The sequence below is a fragment of the Litoreibacter sp. genome, from assembly GCF_058136045.1.
On sequence record NZ_JBYVDD010000008.1, the window covers coordinates 481,649 to 502,503 of the forward strand.

Annotated in this window: 21 protein-coding genes; 11 read left to right on the plus strand and 10 right to left on the minus strand. The window is 57.1% G+C overall.

What is annotated here, in order from left to right; all coding sequences use genetic code 11:
• Positions 1 to 70 precede the first annotated feature (70 nt).
• From AC3Y7R_RS14530 to AC3Y7R_RS14540, 3 genes are read right to left on the minus strand one after another with little or no spacing between them, the layout of a single operon-like run.
• Complete coding sequence (locus tag AC3Y7R_RS14530) at positions 71 to 1,171, minus strand: ABC transporter ATP-binding protein (protein ID WP_490042771.1); 1,101 nt, start codon at positions 1,169 to 1,171, stop codon at positions 71 to 73.
• On the minus strand, positions 1,168 to 1,968 hold the full coding sequence (locus tag AC3Y7R_RS14535; protein WP_490042772.1) for an ABC transporter permease: 801 nt from the start codon (positions 1,966 to 1,968) through the stop codon (positions 1,168 to 1,170). Before AC3Y7R_RS14535 ends, AC3Y7R_RS14530 begins: the two co-directional genes overlap by 4 nt.
• Positions 1,965 to 2,789, minus strand: a complete 825-nt coding sequence (locus tag AC3Y7R_RS14540) for an ABC transporter permease (protein WP_490042821.1) — start codon at positions 2,787 to 2,789, stop codon at positions 1,965 to 1,967. The genes AC3Y7R_RS14535 and AC3Y7R_RS14540 overlap by 4 nt, the downstream gene beginning before the upstream one ends.
• A gap of 191 nt (positions 2,790 to 2,980) precedes the next feature.
• Here AC3Y7R_RS14540 and AC3Y7R_RS14545 point away from each other — a divergent pair, with 191 nt between their 5' ends.
• The 7 genes from AC3Y7R_RS14545 to AC3Y7R_RS14575 all read left to right on the plus strand — a co-directional run bounded on the left by AC3Y7R_RS14545 (position 2,981) and on the right by AC3Y7R_RS14575 (position 8,363).
• Complete coding sequence (locus AC3Y7R_RS14545; RefSeq protein ID WP_490042773.1) at positions 2,981 to 3,721, plus strand: alpha/beta hydrolase; 741 nt, start codon at positions 2,981 to 2,983, stop codon at positions 3,719 to 3,721.
• On the plus strand, positions 3,721 to 4,704 hold the full coding sequence (locus AC3Y7R_RS14550; RefSeq protein WP_490042774.1) for an alpha/beta hydrolase: 984 nt from the start codon (positions 3,721 to 3,723) through the stop codon (positions 4,702 to 4,704). The genes AC3Y7R_RS14545 and AC3Y7R_RS14550 overlap by 1 nt, the downstream gene beginning before the upstream one ends.
• On the plus strand, positions 4,705 to 5,145 hold the full coding sequence (locus AC3Y7R_RS14555; RefSeq protein WP_490042775.1) for a VOC family protein: 441 nt from the start codon (positions 4,705 to 4,707) through the stop codon (positions 5,143 to 5,145).
• A gap of 10 nt (positions 5,146 to 5,155) precedes the next feature.
• A complete protein-coding gene (locus AC3Y7R_RS14560; RefSeq protein ID WP_490042822.1) occupies positions 5,156 to 5,797 on the plus strand; it encodes a hypothetical protein in 642 nt (213 codons plus the stop codon).
• Positions 5,798 to 6,559, plus strand: a complete 762-nt coding sequence (locus tag AC3Y7R_RS14565; protein WP_490042776.1) for an SDR family NAD(P)-dependent oxidoreductase — start codon at positions 5,798 to 5,800, stop codon at positions 6,557 to 6,559.
• Between the two features lie 94 nt (positions 6,560 to 6,653).
• Complete coding sequence (locus AC3Y7R_RS14570; RefSeq protein ID WP_490042777.1) at positions 6,654 to 7,472, plus strand: hypothetical protein; 819 nt, start codon at positions 6,654 to 6,656, stop codon at positions 7,470 to 7,472.
• A 195-nt stretch (positions 7,473 to 7,667) separates the two neighbouring features.
• Positions 7,668 to 8,363, plus strand: a complete 696-nt coding sequence (locus tag AC3Y7R_RS14575) for an alpha/beta fold hydrolase (protein ID WP_490042778.1) — start codon at positions 7,668 to 7,670, stop codon at positions 8,361 to 8,363.
• Between the two features lie 13 nt (positions 8,364 to 8,376).
• On the opposite strand, the gene phaZ is transcribed toward AC3Y7R_RS14575, so the two are convergent.
• Positions 8,377 to 9,651, minus strand: a complete 1,275-nt coding sequence (phaZ, locus tag AC3Y7R_RS14580) for a polyhydroxyalkanoate depolymerase (protein ID WP_490042779.1) — start codon at positions 9,649 to 9,651, stop codon at positions 8,377 to 8,379.
• Between the two features lie 111 nt (positions 9,652 to 9,762).
• On the opposite strand from phaZ, the gene AC3Y7R_RS14585 reads away from it, so the two are divergent.
• The 3 genes from AC3Y7R_RS14585 to phaR all read left to right on the plus strand — a co-directional run bounded on the left by AC3Y7R_RS14585 (position 9,763) and on the right by phaR (position 12,961).
• Positions 9,763 to 11,571 (plus strand): PHA/PHB synthase family protein, encoded by a 1,809-nt coding sequence (locus tag AC3Y7R_RS14585; RefSeq protein ID WP_490042780.1) that lies wholly within the window; start codon positions 9,763 to 9,765, stop codon positions 11,569 to 11,571.
• A 206-nt stretch (positions 11,572 to 11,777) separates the two neighbouring features.
• On the plus strand, positions 11,778 to 12,227 hold the full coding sequence (locus AC3Y7R_RS14590) for a Phasin (protein ID WP_490042781.1): 450 nt from the start codon (positions 11,778 to 11,780) through the stop codon (positions 12,225 to 12,227).
• Positions 12,228 to 12,385: 158 nt separating this feature from the next.
• Positions 12,386 to 12,961 (plus strand): polyhydroxyalkanoate synthesis repressor PhaR, encoded by a 576-nt coding sequence (phaR, locus tag AC3Y7R_RS14595; protein ID WP_490042782.1) that lies wholly within the window; start codon positions 12,386 to 12,388, stop codon positions 12,959 to 12,961.
• A 58-nt stretch (positions 12,962 to 13,019) separates the two neighbouring features.
• Here the strand turns inward: phaR and AC3Y7R_RS14600 are convergent, their stop codons facing one another.
• On the minus strand, positions 13,020 to 14,402 hold the full coding sequence (locus AC3Y7R_RS14600; RefSeq protein WP_490042783.1) for an aminotransferase: 1,383 nt from the start codon (positions 14,400 to 14,402) through the stop codon (positions 13,020 to 13,022).
• A 90-nt stretch (positions 14,403 to 14,492) separates the two neighbouring features.
• On the opposite strand from AC3Y7R_RS14600, the gene AC3Y7R_RS14605 reads away from it, so the two are divergent.
• Positions 14,493 to 15,461 carry a LysR family transcriptional regulator gene (locus AC3Y7R_RS14605; protein ID WP_490042784.1) on the plus strand — a complete coding sequence of 323 codons (969 nt, stop codon included), beginning with the start codon at positions 14,493 to 14,495 and terminating at the stop codon, positions 15,459 to 15,461.
• Positions 15,462 to 15,506: 45 nt separating this feature from the next.
• On the opposite strand, the gene AC3Y7R_RS14610 is transcribed toward AC3Y7R_RS14605, so the two are convergent.
• From AC3Y7R_RS14610 to AC3Y7R_RS14630, 5 genes are all read right to left on the minus strand, one after another.
• Positions 15,507 to 16,694, minus strand: coding sequence for a DegT/DnrJ/EryC1/StrS family aminotransferase (locus AC3Y7R_RS14610; RefSeq protein WP_490042785.1), 1,188 nt, complete (start codon positions 16,692 to 16,694; stop codon positions 15,507 to 15,509).
• Between the two features lie 70 nt (positions 16,695 to 16,764).
• Positions 16,765 to 18,060 carry an NAD(P)/FAD-dependent oxidoreductase gene (locus AC3Y7R_RS14615; RefSeq protein ID WP_490042823.1) on the minus strand — a complete coding sequence of 432 codons (1,296 nt, stop codon included), beginning with the start codon at positions 18,058 to 18,060 and terminating at the stop codon, positions 16,765 to 16,767.
• On the minus strand, positions 18,057 to 18,737 hold the full coding sequence (locus AC3Y7R_RS14620) for a hypothetical protein (RefSeq protein ID WP_490042786.1): 681 nt from the start codon (positions 18,735 to 18,737) through the stop codon (positions 18,057 to 18,059). The genes AC3Y7R_RS14615 and AC3Y7R_RS14620 overlap by 4 nt, the downstream gene beginning before the upstream one ends.
• Positions 18,734 to 20,116, minus strand: a complete 1,383-nt coding sequence (locus AC3Y7R_RS14625) for a glutamine synthetase family protein (protein WP_490042787.1) — start codon at positions 20,114 to 20,116, stop codon at positions 18,734 to 18,736. The genes AC3Y7R_RS14620 and AC3Y7R_RS14625 overlap by 4 nt, the downstream gene beginning before the upstream one ends.
• Positions 20,106 to 20,807 carry a type 1 glutamine amidotransferase gene (locus tag AC3Y7R_RS14630; protein WP_490042788.1) on the minus strand — a complete coding sequence of 234 codons (702 nt, stop codon included), beginning with the start codon at positions 20,805 to 20,807 and terminating at the stop codon, positions 20,106 to 20,108. The genes AC3Y7R_RS14625 and AC3Y7R_RS14630 overlap by 11 nt, the downstream gene beginning before the upstream one ends.
• Positions 20,808 to 20,855 lie beyond the last annotated feature (48 nt).

Below are 20,855 nucleotides of genomic sequence, written 5' to 3' on the forward strand. Positions count from 1 at the left end.
GTTTGGCGCCCACGGAACGCCCGGTTGCGGGTTATGTGTCGCGCCTAAATGGCCCTAAGGCGCGCAGCCGTCAAGCGGCGAAAATCACGAGGGAGCGCTCATCCCACTGAACCCGTGTTTTTGTGCCACGCTCTAGCACAGGCCGCGAGATCAGGTTTTTCATGGAAATGGTCACAGGCGTGGTGGAGCCGTCGAGGGTCACGTCATAGTAAGTCATGTCGCCATAGTAGGCGAGGTCTTGGACCGTGGCGTTGGTGATGTGGCTGCGCGCGTCCAGTGTCGGCTCTTGGCCGTCGAACAGGATCGACAAGGCCTCGGGGCGCAGACCCACAACATCGGCAGTGGCGCGCGCGCCCTCGGGCAGTTGGTCTATTGAAATTTCCGCCGGCCCCAAGCCCTCTATATCAAGCTTGATGAAGTTTTCTTGCACGTCTGTTTGCTTGGCCTCGAGGAAGTTCATCACCCCGATGAATTCCCCCACGCGACGGCTGGAGGGGCGACGATATAACTCTTGCGGGGAGGCCATTTGTGCGATCTCGCCCTCAAACATCACAGCGATGCGGTCCGACATGATCAGCGCCTCTTCCTGGTCATGGGTCACCAGAATAAATGTAATACCCACTTGGCGCTGCAAGCGGCGCAGCTCACCTTGCATCTGCTCGCGCATCTTCTTGTCGAGCGCTGATAACGGCTCGTCCAGCAGCAAAACTTTGGGCTTCAACACCAATGCGCGCGCCAATGCCACGCGCTGTCGCTGTCCGCCAGACAGGGCGTGCGCCGCGCGGTCGCCGTAGCCTTCTAGCCCTACCATTTCCAAGGCTTCATCCGCGGCGCGGGTCATCTCGGCCTTGTTAAGCCCTTGTTTACGCAACCCGAAAGCGACGTTCTGGCCGACGGTTAGATGCGGAAAAATGGCATAGCTTTGGAACACCATATTGGTCGGGCGCTTATTGGCTGGAACGCCAGCCATATTGGCCTCGTCGATCAGCAAAACGCCGTCAGATACATCCTCGAAGCCTGCAATCACGCGCAAAAGGGTGGTCTTGCCACAGCCCGATGGCCCGAGCAGCGAGAAGAATTCACCTTGCTCAATTTCCAGATCAATGCCGCGCAACGCGTGGTAGTCGCCGTAATATTTTTGGATGCCGGAAAGGGAGATGATGGAGCTCATAAGAACCCTCCACTGTCTTTGGCCCCGGTGCGTTTTACACCCCGGCGGCGGAAATATTCTGCGATGCTGAGCAACACCAGCGATGCCAGCAGCAGCAAGGTGCCAAGCGCCATGACGGTGGGCAATTTCTTAGGAAACCGCAATTGGCCCCAGATATAAACTGGCAGGGTCGGGTCCGCGCCGGTCAGGAAAAAGGCGATGATGAACTCGTCCATCGAGATGGTAAATGCGATCAGGAAGGACGCTACAATGCCGGGGCTGACCAACGGTAGGATGATCTTGGAGAAGGCCCCCCAGCGGGTCTCGCCCAGATCAATCGCGGCTTCCTCTAGGGATTGGTCCAGCCCTTGGAAAGAGGAGCTGAGGATGGCAATCGCGAAAGGCGTGCAGATCAACGTATGTCCCATGATCACGGTCCAAGAGGTCAGTGAGAACCCCAGTTGCAGCAGCACCACCAGCAAGGATACGGCCACGATGATTTCGGGCAAAACGAGGGGCAACATGATGGCACCCATGATCGGGGCCTTGAACGGGAAGCGGTAACGTGTCGAGGCCCGCGCGGCGCAAATGCCAAGGATCGTGGACAGTGTGGCGGTTACTAATCCGATGAAGAGCGAGTTCTTGAGGGCCCCATGTAAAGCCTCGATCTCTGACAGTTGGCTGAACCATTGGGTGGTGAACCCTTTGAGCGGGAAGGCAATCACGGTCGCATCATTGAACGAGAAGATCGGCAGTAAAAGTACCGGAAGATACAGAAATATAAGGTAAAAAATGGCGTAGACGCGCAACCAGTTCATTTCAGGAACCTGCGATTCATGAACAGGAATATCAGCGAAATCAACGTCACCGCGCCCATGGCGAGCACCGAGAGCGCGGCCCCCATGGGTGCATTGTTGAGCTTGAGGAACTGGGTTTGGATCATGTTCGCGATCATCAATCCGTTCGGTCCGCCGACAAGTTTCGGGGTTACATAATCGCCGATGGTCGGGATGAACACGATCAACGTCGCAGCCACCACGCCGGGCATGGCCAGGGGCAGGGTGACGCGGGTAAACGTACGCACGGCCCCCTCGCCAAGGTCTTTGGCGGCCTCTAACAGGGAGCGGTCGATTTTCTCTAATGCCACGTAGATTGGCAGGATGGTGAAGGGCGCGAAGGCATGGGCCAGCGTGATCACCACCGCGTTGGAATTGTAGAGGATGAAGGTCAGCGGCTCGTCGATTGCGCCTATTCCCAGCAAGCCAGAGTTCAGCACGCCGTTGAACCCTAAGATCACTTTCCAAAGGAACGCACGCAGCAAGTAAGAGGTCCAAAATGGGATGGTGATAAGGAAAATCCACAAGGATTTGCGCTCGGGTGGCACGTGGAAGGACACGAAATAGGCGATGGGGAAGGCCAGGACGACCGTGACGACTGTCACAAGGCCGGAAATCCATAAGGAGCGCAGCATGAACACCCGATAAATCGGGTCACTGAAGGCCTCGCGGTAATTGTTGAGCGTCAGGGTGCGGTCGATGGTCAGGAAGTCTTGTGTCCAGAAACTAAAGGCTACAATGGTCGCCAGCGGAACAGCCAGCAACAGTAAAACATAGACAGCCGTCGGGCTGATAAGTGCCAGCCCGCGTTTCGCGTCAGTGTCAAAGCGTGCAGAGATTTTATTCAGGCCCCAAGTATTTAACTCACCGATGTGACCTCTTAGATTAAGGTAAAGAGGGCGCGGAGCAAGACATTTTGCGCAAGCAGGGTGATTGGGTTGCAACGGGTGCGCCAATCGCTAGCTTTAGGGTAACGATTTTTTCAGGAGGGCTAATGCCCGAATACTTTGACACGCCGCAGGGCCGCCGCATCGCTTATCATCGCCATTCAGGAACAGAGCCGGGACTGGTGTTTCTGGGCGGGTTCAAATCCGACATGGATGGCACCAAAGCCGTGCATCTGGAGGCATGGGCCAAGGCGCAGGGCCACGCGTTTTTGCGGTTTGATTATTCCGGGCACGGGCAATCCTCGGGCGAATTTACTGCCGGGGCTATCGGTGATTGGGCGCAGGACGCGCAGGCGGCGATCGAGGCTTTGACTGAGGGGCCGCAGGTGCTTGTTGGCTCGTCCATGGGCGGGTGGATTTCGCTGTTGATGACGCAGCGCATTGCGTCGCGCATTGCGGGGTTGGTGACGATCGCCGCTGCGCCGGATTTCACCGAAGACAGCATGTGGGGCGGCTTTACAGATGCCCAAAAGGCCGAGCTGGAAGCGGGGCAAGTCGCGCTGCCCTCGGATTATGGCGCGCCATATATCATCACCAAGCGGCTGATCGAGGAAGGGCGCGAAAATCTTGTTTTGCGCGCACCGCTGCCGCTGCCATTTCCGGTACGCTTCTTGCAAGGCACGGCGGATGCGGATGTGGATATGTCCGTGGCGTTGCGCCTGCTGGATCACGCGGAGGGGCCGGATATGCGGCTGGTATTGCTCAAAGGTGGGGACCACCGGTTCTCAGATGGACCAGCGCTGGAGCTGATTGAAAATGCGATTAACAGCGTGCTTGCGAGGGTTTGATGCAAAGGTTTGGTAAATGGCTTGGCCGTGTTCTGCTGGCCTTGGTTGTGATCGGTGGCGCTATTTGGCTTCTGGCCCCTCGGGAACCGGCGGGCGCAGATGTTACTTTTGATAACAGTTTGTTAGGTGGTGATATTGATGCATATCTGGCGGCCTCTGAGGCCGAATTCGATGACATCACGCAGGGCGTGGAAAAACGCATTATCTGGTTTGGGGACGTAGGTAAAAAGACGCCTTTGTCAATTGTCTACATCCACGGATTTTCGGCGACTTCAGAGGAAATCCGCCCGGTGCCAGACAAGCTGGCCGCACAATTGGGCGCAAATCTTTTCTACACGCGCTTGGCTGGGCACGGGCGCGGGAGCTTGGCAATGGCGGAGCCGTCTGCGGGCGACTGGATGATGGATGCGGCCGAAGCGCTGGCCATCGGGCGCGCCATTGGCGAGGAGGTGATCGTTATCGCGACCTCAACGGGGGGTACGGCAGCGGCCATCGCGGCGACGAATCCGGCCTTGATGGAGCGGGTCAAAGGCCTCGCGATGATTTCGCCAAATTTCCGCGTCCGCTCTCCTGCGGCGGTCATTTTGGAGTGGCCTCTGGCGCGCAGTTGGGCGGCCCTTGTGGCTGGGGCGGAGCGTAGCTTTGCGCCGCTTAATGAGGCGCATGGCAAATATTGGACCACACTTTACCCGACGACAGCGCTGATCCCGATGGCGGCGCTGGTAAAATACGCGCGGGAGGCCGATTATAGCAAGGTGAGCACGCCTGCGCTGTTCATATTTTCAGACCAAGACGGGGTTGTATCACCGGAAACCACCCGCGCGATTTCGACCAAATGGGGCGGTCCGGTACAACTGGCTCCGCGGGTGATGGGCGCGGGGGATGATCCGTTTAACCACGTCATTGCAGGGGATATTCTGAGCCCGGGACAAACGGATGGCACGGTTAAGCTTTTGAAAACATGGATTGAAGGGCTGAATTAGATGGAGCAACGCGTATCCCTTATCACGCTTGGGGTGACTGACATGGATGCCTCTGCCGCATTTTACGAAGCGTTGGGGTGGACCCGTACGGAAAGCCCTGACGGGGTGATTGCCTTTGATATGATCGGCCAAACGCTGGGGCTTTACCCCAAGGCGGGGCTGGCGGCGGAATTGGGCATTGAGCCGCGCGAGATCGGGGGCTTTTCTGGCATAACGCTGGCCCATAACGTGCGCGCCAAGGATGATGTGGCCGTGATCTTGTCCGAGGTCGAAGCCGCTGGCGGAAAGGTTCTCAAACCTGCGCAAGATGTATTCTGGGGCGGGCATCACGGCTATTTTTCGGACCCTGACGGGCATGTTTGGGAGGTCGCGCATAATCCGTTCTCACCCTTGCGAAAGGGCGATGGCGCATTTCGGTGGAACGGTTTTGACGCGCCGTAAGCCCGCCTCCATGTGGTCGCTGGAAAGCTTGGGCCGCGAGCGGCTGTCCAAGTATTTCTTCATGCGCGAGTTCCTTTTCTCTGAGATTTCCAGCTTCCACGAACAGCAAAATATCCCTGAAGACCCGGATCTGGTGCTTGAGGTTGGGCGGGCATTTTGTACCCAATTACTGGACCCTTTGCACGAGACATTTGGCTGCGTCTCTGTGCGCTCTGGCTACCGCTCCCCATCGCTAAACCACTATGGAAACACACATAAACTGAACTGTGCGCGAAATGATTACCCCGGAGAATGCCATATCTGGGACCGATCCCGCACATCCCCAATTGGCGGGGCCACCATCATCATTCCGTGGTTCGCAGACCAATACGCCAAGGGGCGCGACTGGCGTGACTTGGCCTATTGGATACACGATCACATCCCCTATTCCGAGCAGTGGTATTTCCCCAAGCTCGCGGCCTTTAACTTGACGTGGGAGCCAACCTCGCGCCGCACGATTTCAAGCTACATCGCGCCGCGTGGAAAGTTGGTCGCAACAGGGGCAGAGCCGCCAGAGAACAAGGCAACACGGAAAAAACGGTATGAGGATTTTCCGGCCTATCGCGGGGTGGCGCAACCCGCTATCCCTATGGCATGGACGGGAGAAACCTAGATGACGCTACCTAAAACCCCTTCGTTCAGGCTTGAGGGAAAGCGGGCATTCGTGCCCGGTGGATCACGCGGAATCGGACTTGGCTGCGCGGTGGCATTGGCCGAGGCAGGGGCCGAGGTGGTGGTCGCCGCGCGCAGCGCTGATCAAGTGGCGTCTGCGGTTGCCGAGATGGCTGCGGCTGGCCTTAAGGTTAGTGGCTTGTCCCTAGATGTGACGGATTTAGATGCGGTTCGTGCGGCTTTTGAAAATCACGGCCCGTTCGATATTTTGTGCAATTCGGCAGGCCATGCGCGCCATTGTGTAGCTCAAGACACGCAGCCCGACGACTTCGATGCGGTTGTGTCGATCAACATGAAGGCCGCCTACTTTTTGGCGCAACAGGCTGCGGCGCAAATGCGGGTACGGGGCGGTGGGTCGATTATTCAAATCTCCAGTCAGATGGGCCATGTCGGCGGTCAGGAACGCGCGGTTTATTGTGGCACAAAGCATGCCGTCGAGGGGTTTAACAAAGCCATGGCGATCGAGTGGGGGCCGGACAATATTCGCGTTAACTCGATCTGCCCGACGTTCATTCTGACCCCTTTAACCGAGGCAACATTTGCCGATCCCGAGAAGCGCGCGTGGATTGACGACAAAATCAAACTACCGCGCGTTGGTCAGGTTGCGGATATCATGGGGGCGGTGGTCTATCTGGCCTCAGAGGCGTCTTCGATGGTAACAGGCACCTCGATCTTGGTCGATGGAGGATGGACCTCTGGCTAGATTGCTGTGTCTTTTGATGATGTTAGCCACTCCTTCTTGGGCCGGATGGCAAGTTAACAATAGCGACGACGGCTCATTTTATTATGGCTCGGCGATGCTTAGTTCGACTGCTGGGGCAGGGCTTTTTGAGGTGTTTTGCGGTGGGCGCTCGCCGCAAGGGTTGGATCCGATGGTGACTGGGAACGTCGAGCCGTCGCTGACAAAGCCCGGGGAGATGGGCCTGTATTTGAGCACAGATTTGATCGGAGCGCAGAGCTTTGGCGGCGGTGCACGCACGGATGTGATGATCGTGGTCGGGGCGTTGGGCTACCGTTTGCCCGCGGTCACTGGCAATGAATTGATCGGCACATGGGAGCAGCACGTCCAATTAACGGACCCTTTGGTGGCGGCTTTGCAATCCGGTACGCCAATGGATATTCGCACAGGCGCGGGCGGGCGCGTGGTTCTAGATACTATCGGCGCAGCTAAATCTATTTCTCAGGCGTTAGAATTTTGCGCGATCAAGGCGAAAACTGCACCTCGCGTGGACCTGAATGCAGCGGTAGATGCTTATATCTTTGAGGGGTGTGGCGGTGCCGCATCGGCCACGTCGAATTACTTGTTGCGTGGGGATTTGGACCGCGATGGGCGGGAGGATATTGTGCTCGACTGGAGTGCGGTGACCTGTCCGGGCGCAATGCCTCGCCCCTTTTGCGGAGCGGCGAATTGCTCGGTTGATGTCTTTTTGTCGTCGATTTTTGCCCGTAAAGGTTTGCCCGAAATGTATTTGGGACTTGGGCCAGAATTGGTCATGCGCGCAGAAGGGCTGGAGCTGATAATCGGTGGGACTTATTCTTTATGTGGCGCGGTTCAAGATCGCTTACCATGCCAGCGTTACGGCTGGAACGGGGCCGCATTAGTGAGCTTGCCTTGAATGGCAATTGCAAACCTTCGTTGTTTGCTAAAGAACTATGATCGACGAAGGAGAGTTTGATGCAGAGCAGAGCATTTCAGCCGGGCGTGATGCCACGACTTGTTGATTTTAAACCTTTAGTGGGCGCTATGGGTATAATTTCTAAGCTTACTTGTGGTTTTAGAACATTTGCTGAGCTGGGTGCGGAGAATGGCGATGAATGAACCTCTGGTCTTATTGCCGGGCATGATGTGCGATGGGCGGCTCTTTGGGCCGCAAATCAAGGCCTTTGGCGGGGCGCGTGCCATACACCTCGCGCCAATTTCCGGCCATGATACGGTTGAGGCTTTGGCCGCAGAGGTGCTGGCGTGTGCGCCCCCAACATTCGCGCTGGCGGGCTTGTCGATGGGCGGCATTGTGGCGATGGAAGTGATACGGCGCGCGCCTCAGCGGGTGACGCGCGTGGCGCTGATGGACACCAATGCACTGTCTGAGACCCCGCGATATGCAGCACTGCGCGAACCTCAGATTGTGCGCGTAATGGCTGGCTCGCTCGTGGATGTGATGCGCGAGGAGATGAAGCCAGATTACTTGGCACCCGGACCGAACCGCCAAGCGGTGTTGGATCTGGTGATGACTATGGCGCTGGATATGGGAGAGGGAGTGTTTTTGCGCCAATCGCGCGCGTTGCAACGCCGTCCTGACCAGCAGGGTGTTTTACGAAAAATGCGCATCCCGACGCTGATCTTATGCGGGGAATATGACGCTTTGTGCCCCGTGGCCCGCCACCAGTTTATGGCGGACCTGATTTTCGGAGCAAAGCTGAACGTGGTGGCAAATGCTGGGCATTTGCCGACGTTAGAGCAGCCTGATGCGGTCAATGCCGCGATGCAGGACTGGCTCGCAGCCTAGAAGTCGTGAGCCTCTAGGCCTTTTTCTTTTTGGCTGATTTTGGCGCCGCTTTAGGCGCGCCAGAGTTGGCGTCGATGAATTCCAAAACCAGTGGGCGGATATTGTTGCGCCAGCTTTTCCCGGCAAAAATACCATAGTGACCGGCACCCTGTTCTAAGTGGGAGGCCTTTTTGTCATCCGGCAAACCAGTACAAAGGTCCAATGCTGCAACGCACTGACCGGGGGCCGAAATGTCGTCTTCTGAGCCCTCAACCGTTTTGACAGCCACCGAGGTAATTTTGCCAATGTCTACAGTTTTACCGTCTACGACAAATTTATTTTGGGCGATTTCACGGTCTTTGAAAATACGCTCGACGGTCGAGAGATAAAATTCCGCAGCCATATCCATGACCGCAAGATACTCGTCATAGAACTTATTGTGTTTGTCATGCTCTGCATCTTCGTCTTTCGATACGCGCATGATTTGCTCGGAGAAAGCGGCCTTGTGACGCTCAGAATTCATTGACATGAAAGAGGCCAGTTGCAGCAACCCAGGATAGACCATGCGACCAACGCCGGAATGCTTGAAGCCGACGCGCTGAATGGCGGTTTCTTCTAGCTGGCCCATGGTGATGCGGCGGCCAAAATCAGTGACATCCGTGGCTGCGGCATCGGGGTCGATTGGTCCGCCAATCAAGGTCAGGGACCGTGGTTGCGCAGACGGATCTTCTTCGGCCAGATACGCAGTTGCAGCCAAAGCCAAAGGTGCGGGTTGGCAGACCGCGATAACATGGGTATCTGGCCCAAGTTCTTTCATAAAATCAACAAGGTAGAGCGTATAATCTTCTATGTCGAATTTGCCTTCGCTCACCGGAATATCACGGGCGTTATGCCAGTCAGTGATGTAGACTTCGGCGTCTGGAAGCAGGCTCACCACGGTGGAGCGCAGCAATGTTGCATAGTGGCCAGACATTGGCGCAACCAGCAAGATTTTGCGAGGTTTTGTGGGGCGGTCTGTGACGCTGAAATGGATCAGGTCGCCGAAGGCTTTGGCAACGGTGATCTCGACCTCAACTTGGTGATCCCGGCCATCCTCGCCAACGACGGAAGCGATGTTCCAATCGGGCTTTGCCACCATGCGAGAGAAGGTGCGCTCAGTCACTTCGCCCCATGCGCCCAGCATCTTAAAGAAGGGGTTGGGTGTCAGTGACACCGCCGGATATGCGCCCATGGCTTGTGCAGTTGCACCCATCCATTGGTTGGTCACACGCATTGTTTCCATCAAATCATATGTCGCCATGTACTTCACAGGAGGCTCCTTTCGAGCGTAAACTAAGCCTACGTCAATTCGTCGCTTTGCCTCCCAAGCAAGCAGACGTTATTTCGCAGTTGCAGCATAGGGTATTGTGGAAAGCTTAAAATGACAACAAAAACTGACACAGCGGGCGATAATGACGCGGCAGAGAAGCTTGAGCGTCTCAATGCGAACCTTGCCCAAATGGACGAACTCACCAAGCGCCTTGTGGCTGCAATGGGCCGAAAAAAGTCCTCTGACCCCGGCCTGCAAGCCCCCGGTCAGGAGGTGTATCAGCAAGCCGCAGCAGCCTTCGTGGCCGAAATGATGAACAATCCTTCCAAAATAATTGAGCAGCAGGTCAGTTATTGGGGAAAATCCTTAAAACACTATGTAGAGGCGCAACAACAGGTTGCTCAGGGCAAGTTGGAGCCGCCTCAAGACACTGGCCCATCGGACCGCCGCTTCAAATCCGAGTTGTGGGACACGCATCCCTATTTCAACTTCATCAAGCAGCAGTACATGTACAACTCCGAGGCCATCTCGGATGCGATGGACGGGCTTGAAGGCCTGAGTGACCCAGAGCGCGCCCGCGTGTCGTTCTTTGCCCAGCAAATCGTCGACATGTTCGCGCCGACCAATTTCTTGGCCACAAACCCCGATGCGCTGACCAAGGCCGTGGAGACAGACGGTGCGTCACTGGTCAAAGGGTTGGAAAACCTTGTCCATGATATAGAGGCCAACGAGGGCGACTTGCTGGTTAGTCTGGCCGATGAGACAGCTTTTAAGGTGGGTGAAAACATTGCGGCGACTGAAGGCTCGGTGGTTTTCCGCAATCATATGTTTGAGCTGATCCAGTACAAACCCACGACGGAAAAGGTCAACGCCACCCCGATTGTGATCTTCCCGCCTTGGATTAATAAGTTCTATGTGATGGACCTGAAACCGGCCAATTCACTGATCAAATGGGTCGTGGATCAAGGGCATACTTTGTTTATCGTGTCGTGGATCAACCCGGACGCCAGCTATTCAGACGTGGGCATCGACACCTATGTGGAGGACGGCTATCTGACCGTTTTCGACCAAGTTAAGAAAATCACCGGCGAGAAACAGCTGAACGCTGTGGGGTATTGCATCGCGGGGACCATGCTGTCCTTGGTGTTGGCTTTGCTGAAAAAGCGCGGCGATGATACCGTCAAGTCGGCCACCTTCTTTACCATGCTGTCTGATTTCTCGGACCCCGGCGAGATGGGGGTTTTCCTTGAGGATGATTTTGTCGACGGGATCGAGCGACAGGTGGCAGAGAAGGGGTATTTGCACTCCTACTTTATGTCGCGCACGTTTTCTTACCTGCGCGCCAATGACCTGATCTATGCGCCTGCTATTCGCAACTACATGATGGGCGAGGCCCCGCCTGCGTTTGATCTGTTGTACTGGAACGGCGATAGCACCAACCTGTCGGGCCGCTTCGTGGTCGAGTACCTGCGTGACCTGTGCCAAGGCAACAAGCTGGCCAAGGGCACGATGGAATTGATGGGCGAGACGCTGGGGCTGTCTGACGTTGAGGTGCCGATTTGTGCGATTGCCTGCGAGACGGACCACATTGCGGCGTGGCGCGGGTCTTACGGGGGAATCAAACAGTTCGGGTCAAAGGATAAGACCTTCATTGTCTCTGAGTCGGGCCATGTTGCGGGCATTATTAACCCGCCCTCCAAGAAGAAATACGGCCACTACACCAATGCAGACATGTCCGGCACGCAAGATGAGTGGTGGGACAATGCGACCTTTAACAAAGGATCATGGTGGCCGCGATGGGATGCATGGTTGTCCGAAAAATCGAGCAAGCAGGTTGCGGCCCGGGAACCAGGAAGTAAGGAATTTCCGATACTTACACCGGCTCCGGGGACTTATGTGTTGAAAAAATCCAACGATTAAGTTGGCCGTTTAGGCCATTAAAACAAGGCGTGGGGGCGAGGGATCGTGCCTGCGCCTTTACCATTCTCACGTTATATTCTCCGGCCATAAATTATTTATGCTGCAATGCAGAATAAAACTTGCAATGCTGCGTTGCAGCACGTATATATGCTGCAGACGCAAACAAATCGGGCCGCAAATGGCCCATATTTATGGAGACCATGACAATGGCTAACAAAACTCAAGACTTCACCAAAGTATTCTCCGACATGACAGCTGCATTCCCAGTAGACATGTCCGCATTCAACGAAGCAGTTAAAAACTCTGCTGCTTTGGGCGAAAAAATGTCCAAAGTAACTCTGGACGCTGCAGCAACTTCCGCTGAGTTGTCCTCCAAATGGACCAAAGAAACACTGGGCAAAATGTCCGGCGTCTCCAAAGCCCAAGCCGAGCCTGCTGACTACTCCAAAGCCGTAACAGACTTCGCTTCCGCACAAGCAGAATCTTCCGCCGAGCACATGGCTGCTTTCGCTGAAGTTGCTAAAAAAGTGCAAATGGAAACTGTTGAGTTGCTGATGGCTGCTGGCAAAGACATCCAAGAAGACACATCTGCTGCTGTTAAGAAAGCAACTGATGAGCTGACTGCGACTGCTAAAAAAGCCACCAAAGCTGCTTAAGCTTTAGGCTTTAAAATACTGCACCTTATCCTCCCTTAGGGTTGCAGAATTATAGGGTGGGCCTTGTGCCCGCCCTTTTTTCTTACGTGCGTGCCCCCTTTCTTTTCCGCGACACCTAGGCTAGCGTTTTTCTGCACCGCAGTACTGGGAGGTTTTTCGTGGCAAAATCTGATACGGCACCGTTGTTGATCAAACGCTACGCCTCGCGGCGTCTCTATAACACCGAGACCAGCGACTACGTGACGTTGGACGATATTTCTGGGTTCATCAAAGAGGGCCGGGATGTGCAGATCATTGATCTGAAATCCGGGGGCGACCTGACCCGTCAATATTTGCTTCAAATCATCGCGGACAATGAAAGCAAGGGTGATAATGTTTTGCCCGTCAACGTGTTAACTGATCTTGTGCGCAGCTATGCAACAAATGCACAAAGCGTTGTTCCTGACTTTCTGGCCGCCAGTTTCGAGATGCTTCGCGAGGGGCAAAGCAAAGTGGCAGAGAGCCTTTCCAGCCCGATGTCCTCTGTGCCGGGGTTTGATCAAATCAAGGCCCAGCAAGAAGCGTTTATGAAAAACATGATGGGTGGCTGGCAAGGCGCTGAGGGGGCCGGTACTGACACTGCGGATGCAGCACCCGCTACACCTAGCAAGGATACGTCCGAGTTGGATGCGATCAAAAAGCAACTGGCCGACATGCAAGCCGCCGTCGCTAAAATGGCCAATCCGTCCAAGTAACACGGCAGGATTTTATGCACACACGGCGGCCCTTATGACCGCCGTGTGTGTGGCCCGCTTAGACGACCTCTTCAAACACCTTGTTCAAAGCGGCTTCCAGTTTTTGGAACATCTCGTCCATCTGCGGCTCTGTCATGATGAACGCGGGGCAGAGCACCACGGCTTGCCCCAATGGGCGGCAGATCAACCCGTGGTCGGTGCAGGCGTTCGCAATTCGCTCGGACACGCTCAATGCGCCGTCGAATGGGGTCTTGGTGGCCTTGTCTTTCACCGCTTCTAACGCGCCCATCAAGCCTTTGCCGCGCGCCTCTCCGATATGAGGGTGCTGGGCTAAACGGGCCATTTCGGCCTCGAATTTAGGGGTTAGGGCGCGCACATTATCAATCAAGGGCGCGGCCCCGTCGGAGCCGCTCAAAATGACTTCGATGGCTTTGAGCGCGATTGCGCAGCCCACCGGATGCCCTGATGCGGTGAAGCCGTGGGGGAATTCCTCGATGGCCTCCGAGGCGGCTTGCAGGCGGTCGGCAAGCTCTGGTCCAAGGATCACGGCCCCCATGGGGAAATACCCAGCGGTCAGGTTTTTGGACGAGATGATGGCGTCGGGCATGAAGCCGTAAGCCTGACAGCCCCAGTCAGTGCCCGTGCGCCCGAAACCGGTGATAACCTCGTCCGAGACCAGCGGAATCCCGTGTTTCTTGAGGATGGGCGCAATGGTTTGGAAATAGCCTTCCGAGGGGGGGATCACCCCGCCAGCGCCCATTACCGGCTCTGCCACGAAGGCGGCAATCGTATCTGCACCTTCGCGCGCGATGACCTCTTCCAGCTCGGCCCCCATGCGGGCGGTGAACTCGGCCTCGGTCTCGCCGCTGCGGCCTTCGCGCCAGTAATGCGGGCAGGTGAGGTGAATGAAGCCGTCCAATGGCAGGCCAAAGACGGAGTTATAGGGCTTGCCCGTCATCGAGGCCGAGACGGCAGTGACCCCGTGGTAGCCGTTCTTGCGGGTCAGGATTTTGCGCCGTTCTGGTTTGCCTTCGGCCCCGGCAAGGAACCATAGCATCTTGACCAGCGTGTCATTCGCCTCGGAGCCGGAGTTGGTGTAGAACACTTTGCCGCGCTCGAACGGGGAGACCTCGATCAATTTCTCGGACAGCATCACCGTCTGGTCCGACATGCGGCCAAAGAAGGAATGGTAGCCGGGGAAGCGGTCGTATTGCGCCTTGGCAGCCTCGGCCATGCCTTTGTGGTCAAAGCCTGCGACCATGTTCCAAAGACCGGAGTTGGCGTCGAGGTATTTGCGCCCGTGAACGTCAACCACATATGGGCCCTCGCCGTGGGTCAATACGACGGTGCCGCGCTCTGCTATGGTGGGCAAATCGGTGAACCCATAGAAAGAATGGGCATCGGCGCGGGCTTCCCATGAGTTGGGGTTATTGTCTCGCATGGTGTCTGGCCTCCAGTGTCAGTTGGCGCTAGCTTACGCATGTGATTAGGGCTCGGCAATCGGGATTGATGGGCAAGTAGGGGTTTGAGAATGGTCGAGACACCGGGTAAAATCACCCTTTGGCAGATCGAGATATTTGTGGCCGCCGCGGAGGAGCCGTCGATAACCGCCGCCGCGCAGCGCTTGGGCGCTAGCCCCTCGGCGGTGAGCCAGCAATTGTCCAATCTGGAAGCCGCGCTTGGGGCGTGTTTGCTGACGCGCAGCGAGCGGCCAATGCCGCTGACCCAAGCGGGGGAGCTGTTTTTGCGCCGCGCCCAGGCGATATTGAATGAGGCTGCAATGGCCACGTCTGAGTTGACGCTAAAGGATTTGTCGGCCCGAATGCGGCTGCGACTTGGGGTGATCGAGGATCTGGACGCGGATGTGACGCCTGCCTTGCTGACCCGTTTGGCAGAACAAATGCCCAAAGCGCAATTCTTGCTGGAAACCGGCGCGTCGCACCGCTTGTTGGACCAGTTGGAGACCCGGGCGCTGGATATGGCTGTGGCCTCGGATCAGGGAGATTTGCCGCCGTCCTATGAGGTGCACCCGTTGATGGAGGAGCCATTTGTCGTCGTAACCCCGCGCCGGATGGTGCGTGAGGGCGGGGATTTGATGGCCGGACTGCGGGCCAATCCGCTGATTTCCTACACCACCCGCCATGTAATGGGCCGCCAGATTGCGTCGCATTTGGCACGGGTGAAGTTGCAGGCATCGCACCGCTTTGAGTTGGACAGCTACCACGCGATTATGGCGATGGTGGCACGCGGCGAGGGGTGGACGGTGCTGACGCCGCTGGGCGTGATGCGCGCCAAACGCTTCATTGAACGGGTCGATGTGTACGAGCCGCCGTTCGCGCCGTTTTCGCGCCGGATTTCTCTCGTGGCGCGAGAGGGGGCGACGCAGGATATGCCAAGCCAAGTTGCCAGCGAATTACGGCCCCTGTTTCAGCGCGATATCGTGGAGTATTGCACCTACCGGATGCCTTGGCTCAAAGGGCAGATGCGGGTCCTGACCTAACGGAGCCGCTTGCGCGGCCCGACATTTTTGATTTGGCGCGGGGGGCTAGGGTCGGGTTTGTGTCGCTGCCGCGATCAGTGCATCGGCGATGTAATCCAACTCGGCGCGCGTGAGGCGTGCAGGTAAGCGGGTATCGCAGGCGCGGGCCAGCATGGCGCGGGTTTTGGGCAGGGCGGGTGTCTCTCCGGGAATGAATTGCCAGTTCCAGAAGGCGCGCGCATTGTCTTGCGACAGGCCAAATACTTGCGTGTTGACGCCGCGCGATTTGGTGGCTTCCATGAAGGCCCGCGCTTGTTCTGGCGTGAAGTCGACAAGGTTGAACTGGATCGAATCCGGTGCGCGTTTTTCCGGGGGCAGAGGGGCGGGGACGTCGAAGTATCCGCTTTTTGTTAGGCGCGCGGCAACATAGTCGTGGTTGTTGCGCCCGTCTTTTACGCGGCGGGCCAATTCGCCCAGTTGAGGCCGGATCACGCAGGCGCTGAGGTTTTGCATGCGCATGTTATAGAGCGGCAGTTGGTTTTGCCATTTCGCGGCCTCGCTGCCGATAATGTCGTGTTTGGACCAGTTGTGCTCGTAGGCGCCGGACATGATGACGGCGCGCGCCACCAGCGTCGCATCGTCGGTGATCATGATGCCGCCTTCGCCAGCGTTGATCATTTTGTAGCTTTGGAACGAGAAGCAGCCGATTTTACCCAGCGTGCCAATATTTTGGCCATTCCATGTGGTGCCAAGTGAGTGGGCGGCGTCCTCCACGACGGGGATGTTATGCAATTCGGCCAGCCGCAAAACCTCGTCCATATCAGAGGTGTGGCCGCGCATATGGCTGATGAGGACGGCATCGGCTGTGGGGATTTTGCGTTCAAAATCAGTGAGATCGACGCGGTAGTTATCTTCGACCTCGACAAGAACGGGGAGGCAATCGGCGTGCACCACAGCGGAGGGAACAGCTGCAAAAGTGAAAGCTGGGATCAAAACTTTGGCGTCTTTTGGCAGGTCCAGCGCTTTGAGGGCAAGGAACAAGGCGGCCGAGCATGACGAGACTGCCAGTGCGTATTTTGCCCCCAGTAGTGCTGCGAACTCTTGCTCCAGCAAAGCCACCGGTGCGTTTTCCGGGGCGGTGTAGCGGAATAGATCGCCAGAGCCGAGCAGCTCTTCAATTGCAGCGCGGGCGGCTTCCGGGATCGGCTCTGCCGCATAGGTATTGGGGGCATTTTCTGGAGGAAGGTCGCGCATATCTACACCGTTTTTCCGTCTAACATGTTCGGAAAAACTGTAAACTAGTTTTCGAACATCCGAAAGTGTTTTAAATTCCCAGACGGTCTCGGGTGGCGTACCACGTCATGGCCAAGGCCAGCAGCGGCGAGCGAAAAGCAGGGCCGCCGGGGAAGCGCGCGGTGGGCAGGCGGGTCAATTGCTCGAAGCCGTCGGTGTCGCCGCGCACCGCATCTGCCAAGATTTTCCCCGTAAACCCAGCCAAGGCCACGCCGTGACCGGAATAGCCCGCAGCCGACAAAACGCCGGGTTGCGTGCGCGCGATATGGGGCAGGCGGGACATGGTGATTGCCAATGTGCCGCCCCATGCATGAGTTATCTCGACGCCTTTGAGCTGCGGGAATACTTGCTCCATTGGCTTGCGCACCGTGGCTTCTATGTCTTGCGGAAAGCGGTAGCCATAGCTTTCGCCGCCGCCAAATAGCAGGCGCCCGTCCTCGCTGAGGCGGTAGTAATTCACCACAAACTTGCTGTCAGAGACGGCAATGTCGCGGCGCAAAACCTCTTGTGTGCGCGCGCCTAGCGGGGCGGTGGCGGCGATGAAATTGTTGATCGGCATCACCCGCGCGGCAGTCTGTCGGCTTAGCCCGGTGCCGTATCCATTGGTGGCCTGAATGACATGGCTGGCCACCACGCGGCCATAATCAGTGCGCACGGTGGTGCCGTAAATGTCATGTGCGCGGGTGGTCTCATAGATGCGCACACCGGCCGCCTCGCAGGCGCGCGCAAGCCCCAAAGCATAACGCAGCGGGTGCAGGTGGCCCGCACCGTGATCCAACGTGCCGCCGTGATAATCGGGCGCGCGCAGGATGTCATAGAGCGCGTCGCGCGACAAAGGCTCAATCTGATCATAGGCGTAATGCTCGGCCAGATAAGCGGCCTCGGCGTGGTCGGCGGTTGTTTCGCTTGCGTGCCAGTTGGCATGCGCGATGCCGGGCTTGAAGCCTGCCTCCGGCGCATGTTGCGCGCAGAGGCGTTTGGTCAGTGCCATGGCCTCTTGCGACATCTCCCACAGCTTGGCTGAATCGCTTTTTCCTAGTTTCCTTTCAAGATCTTGCTGGCTTTTGTTAAAGCCGGATTGCACTTGTCCGCCATTGCGCCCCGAGGCCCCGAAACCGACCCTTTGGGCGTCGATTAGCACCACGTCGAGGCCTTCTTGTGCCGCGTGCAAGGCTGCTGATAAGCCGGTATAGCCGCCGCCGATGACGCAAAGGTCGGCGCGGACCTCGCCCCGAAGCGGACCAAAGGGCGCAAGGGGGCTGGCGGTCTCGGCGTACCATCCATCTGGGTAGGCGCCGCGGCGGTCGTTCGCATCGAGCAGGTTCATGGTTTGATGATCCGCCATGTTGTCAGGCGGCCGTGCGCCTTATTGGTTTCAGATTTACTTGCCCAAAATGTAGCGCGTTTGGAGACCCATGTGTCGGGGGCTTTTACGGCTTTGGAGCGGGCAGCAAGGAAAAGGTCCTCATCGTCAAATTCGGTCTTGGTTTTCTCTGCCGGGCGGCCAGCTTCGATCAGCCCGGCGAAGTCGCGACCATGTGCAGCTTCGTCACTGGCGGCGCACCACCAGCAGCTAAATTCCTCCCTTAACTCGCCGTCCCAGCCGATAGTTGCCAGTGTGGAATACTTCGCAAGGGCCGTGCCGAGGGAGAATATCGTCACCATAACCGATTGCCCCGTGTCCATCGTTTTGTGATCAACATAGGCGGTGTTTTGGGCCGCACGCAGGGCGACAGGGTCAGTGATGATAAGCGGCCCATCGCTGGTCGCCTGCCCGGTGAGCAGCAGCACAAACCCATGGGGAAGTTGGGCCTCACGTGGCAAAAGCCATGTGCGGGTTATGGGGGTGTCAGTGTTGGTTTCTAACGTTCTGTGCTCGAATTCAGCTTGAAAGGGCGGAGCTATAACCTCTTGGAGAGAGGCTGGAAGTTCCCCCCTAAAAATGACGAAACCGCCAATGAGAAGCATGGCAGAGACCCCCAAAAGGGCAGCGATGCGCTTCATACGTTGGTCAGTAAATGTTCGCGTTCCCACGGGCTGATGACTTGCAGAAATTCATCATACTCGGCGGTTTTGACTATGGAATAGACTCGCGCAAAATCTGGATGAAGTATTTCTTGCATCTCTTTGGATTCATTTAATAAATCAAGAGCAGAATACAAATCTCTTGGGATTTCTTCGGTGCCGTCATAGGCGTCACCTTTGTATTCTTTGGTCGGGCTCTTCCCCTCTTTCAACCCCAAATACCCGCAGGCCAGAGAGGCGGCGATGCCGAGGTAGGGGTTGCAATCCATGCCCGCTAAGCGGTTCTCGACGCGGCGTGATGCCGGGTCAGAAATCGGCACCCGAATGCCAGTGGTCCGGTTGTCACGCCCCCATTCCAGATTGATCGGGGCGGCGTGATCTTTGACGTAGCGGCGGTAGCTGTTCACATAGGGCGCGAGCAGGGCAATGACCGAGGGCAGGTGGTTTTGCAGCCCGGAAATGAAGTGCATGAAGGCGTCAGTCTCGGCCCCGTCCGGGCCGGTAAAGATGTTCTGGCCCGTCTTGGTATCGACCACAGAGTGGTGGATATGCATGGCGCTGCCCGGCTCGCCCTCGATCGGTTTGGCCATGAAGGTGGCGAAGCAGTCGTGGCGCAGGGCGGCCTCGCGGATCAGGCGCTTGAAGTAGAAAATCTCATCGGCGAGTTTCACCGGATCACCATGTGCGAGGTTGATCTCCAACTGGCCGGCGCCACCTTCTTGGGTGATGCCGTCGATCTCGAAGCCCATGTCTTCGGCAAAGTCGTAGATGTCGTCAATGACGGGGCCGAACTCGTCCACGGCGCTCATTGAGTAGGCCTGTCGCGCGGCGGCGGGGCGGCCCGAGCGGCCCATCATCGGCGCGATGGCTTCGGCGGGGTTGATGTTGCGCGCCACGAGGTAGAATTCCATCTCGGGGGCGACGACTGGCTCCCAGCCTTCTTTGCGGTATAGCTCGACCACGCGTTTCAATACGTTGCGCGGCGCAAAGGGGATCGGCTCCCCTTGTTGATCAAGGGCGTCGTGGATGACTTGCAATGTCCAGTCGCCGGTCCATGGCGCGGCGCAGGCGGTCTCCATGTCGGGCTTGAGGATCATATCCGGCTCGGTAAACCCCCCTTCACCCGCGGCCTCGCCCCAACCGCCAGTGATGGTTTGGAAGTAGATCGAGTTGGGCAAATAAAACTGCGATTGCCGCGCGAATTTGGTGGCAGGCACAGCCTTGCCGCGCGCAATTCCGGGCAGGTCCGAGACGATGCATTCGACCTCGTCAAGGCGCTGTCCTTCCAGATAATCAGTGGCGGCCTCGGGCAGATGCACCATCCAATCGGTGTTTTTGGTTTTTCTCTTAGCTGGCATTGAGCACCTCACGGGGCTGTTTGAAGAATTCGGAAATCGTATCACCCATAGCACGGTTGCTGGTGGCTTGGGTGCTGGTGTTGGCGGCACGTTGCATCAGCTCGTCGGGGTAGTTGCCAGTGCCTTTGCGCAGGGTGACGTAATCGTTCACGGTCGGCCCGTCGAATTCAGGGTGCGGCTGGACGGTTAAAATCCTGTCATCATAAATCAGCGCCGCATTCTCGCAAAAATCATTAGAGGCGATCTGTTTTGCGCCCTCGGGGAGGCGGATAACCTGATCTTGGTGCCAAGCGTTTAGCTGCATCTCGCCCAAGCCCTCAAACTGGTAATCGGTCAGGCCAATCGCCCAGCCGCCGTCGAATTTTTCGACGTGCCCGCCCAAAGCCTGCGCGATGATTTGGTGGCCAAAGCAGATGCCGACCATCGGAACATGGGCGGCGTAGGTCTCGCGAATGAAGGTCTCTAGCAGTGGGATAAACGCGTGCCCCTCATAGGCCCCGTGTTTGGATCCGGTCAACAGCCAGCCGTCGCAGTCGTGGATATTGGCGGGGAATTGCATGTTTTCCACGTCGTAGTCCTCGAAGGTGAAGCCATGACCCGAGAGCAACGCCGCGAACATATCCGAGAAATCGCCGCGCGTGGTTGCCACCTCAGGCATGGCGTGGCCGCAAGACAGGATGCCGATTTTCATTTCAGGGCCTCTTTGGTGTGTGTTTTGATTAGAATAGCGAAGGGTGGT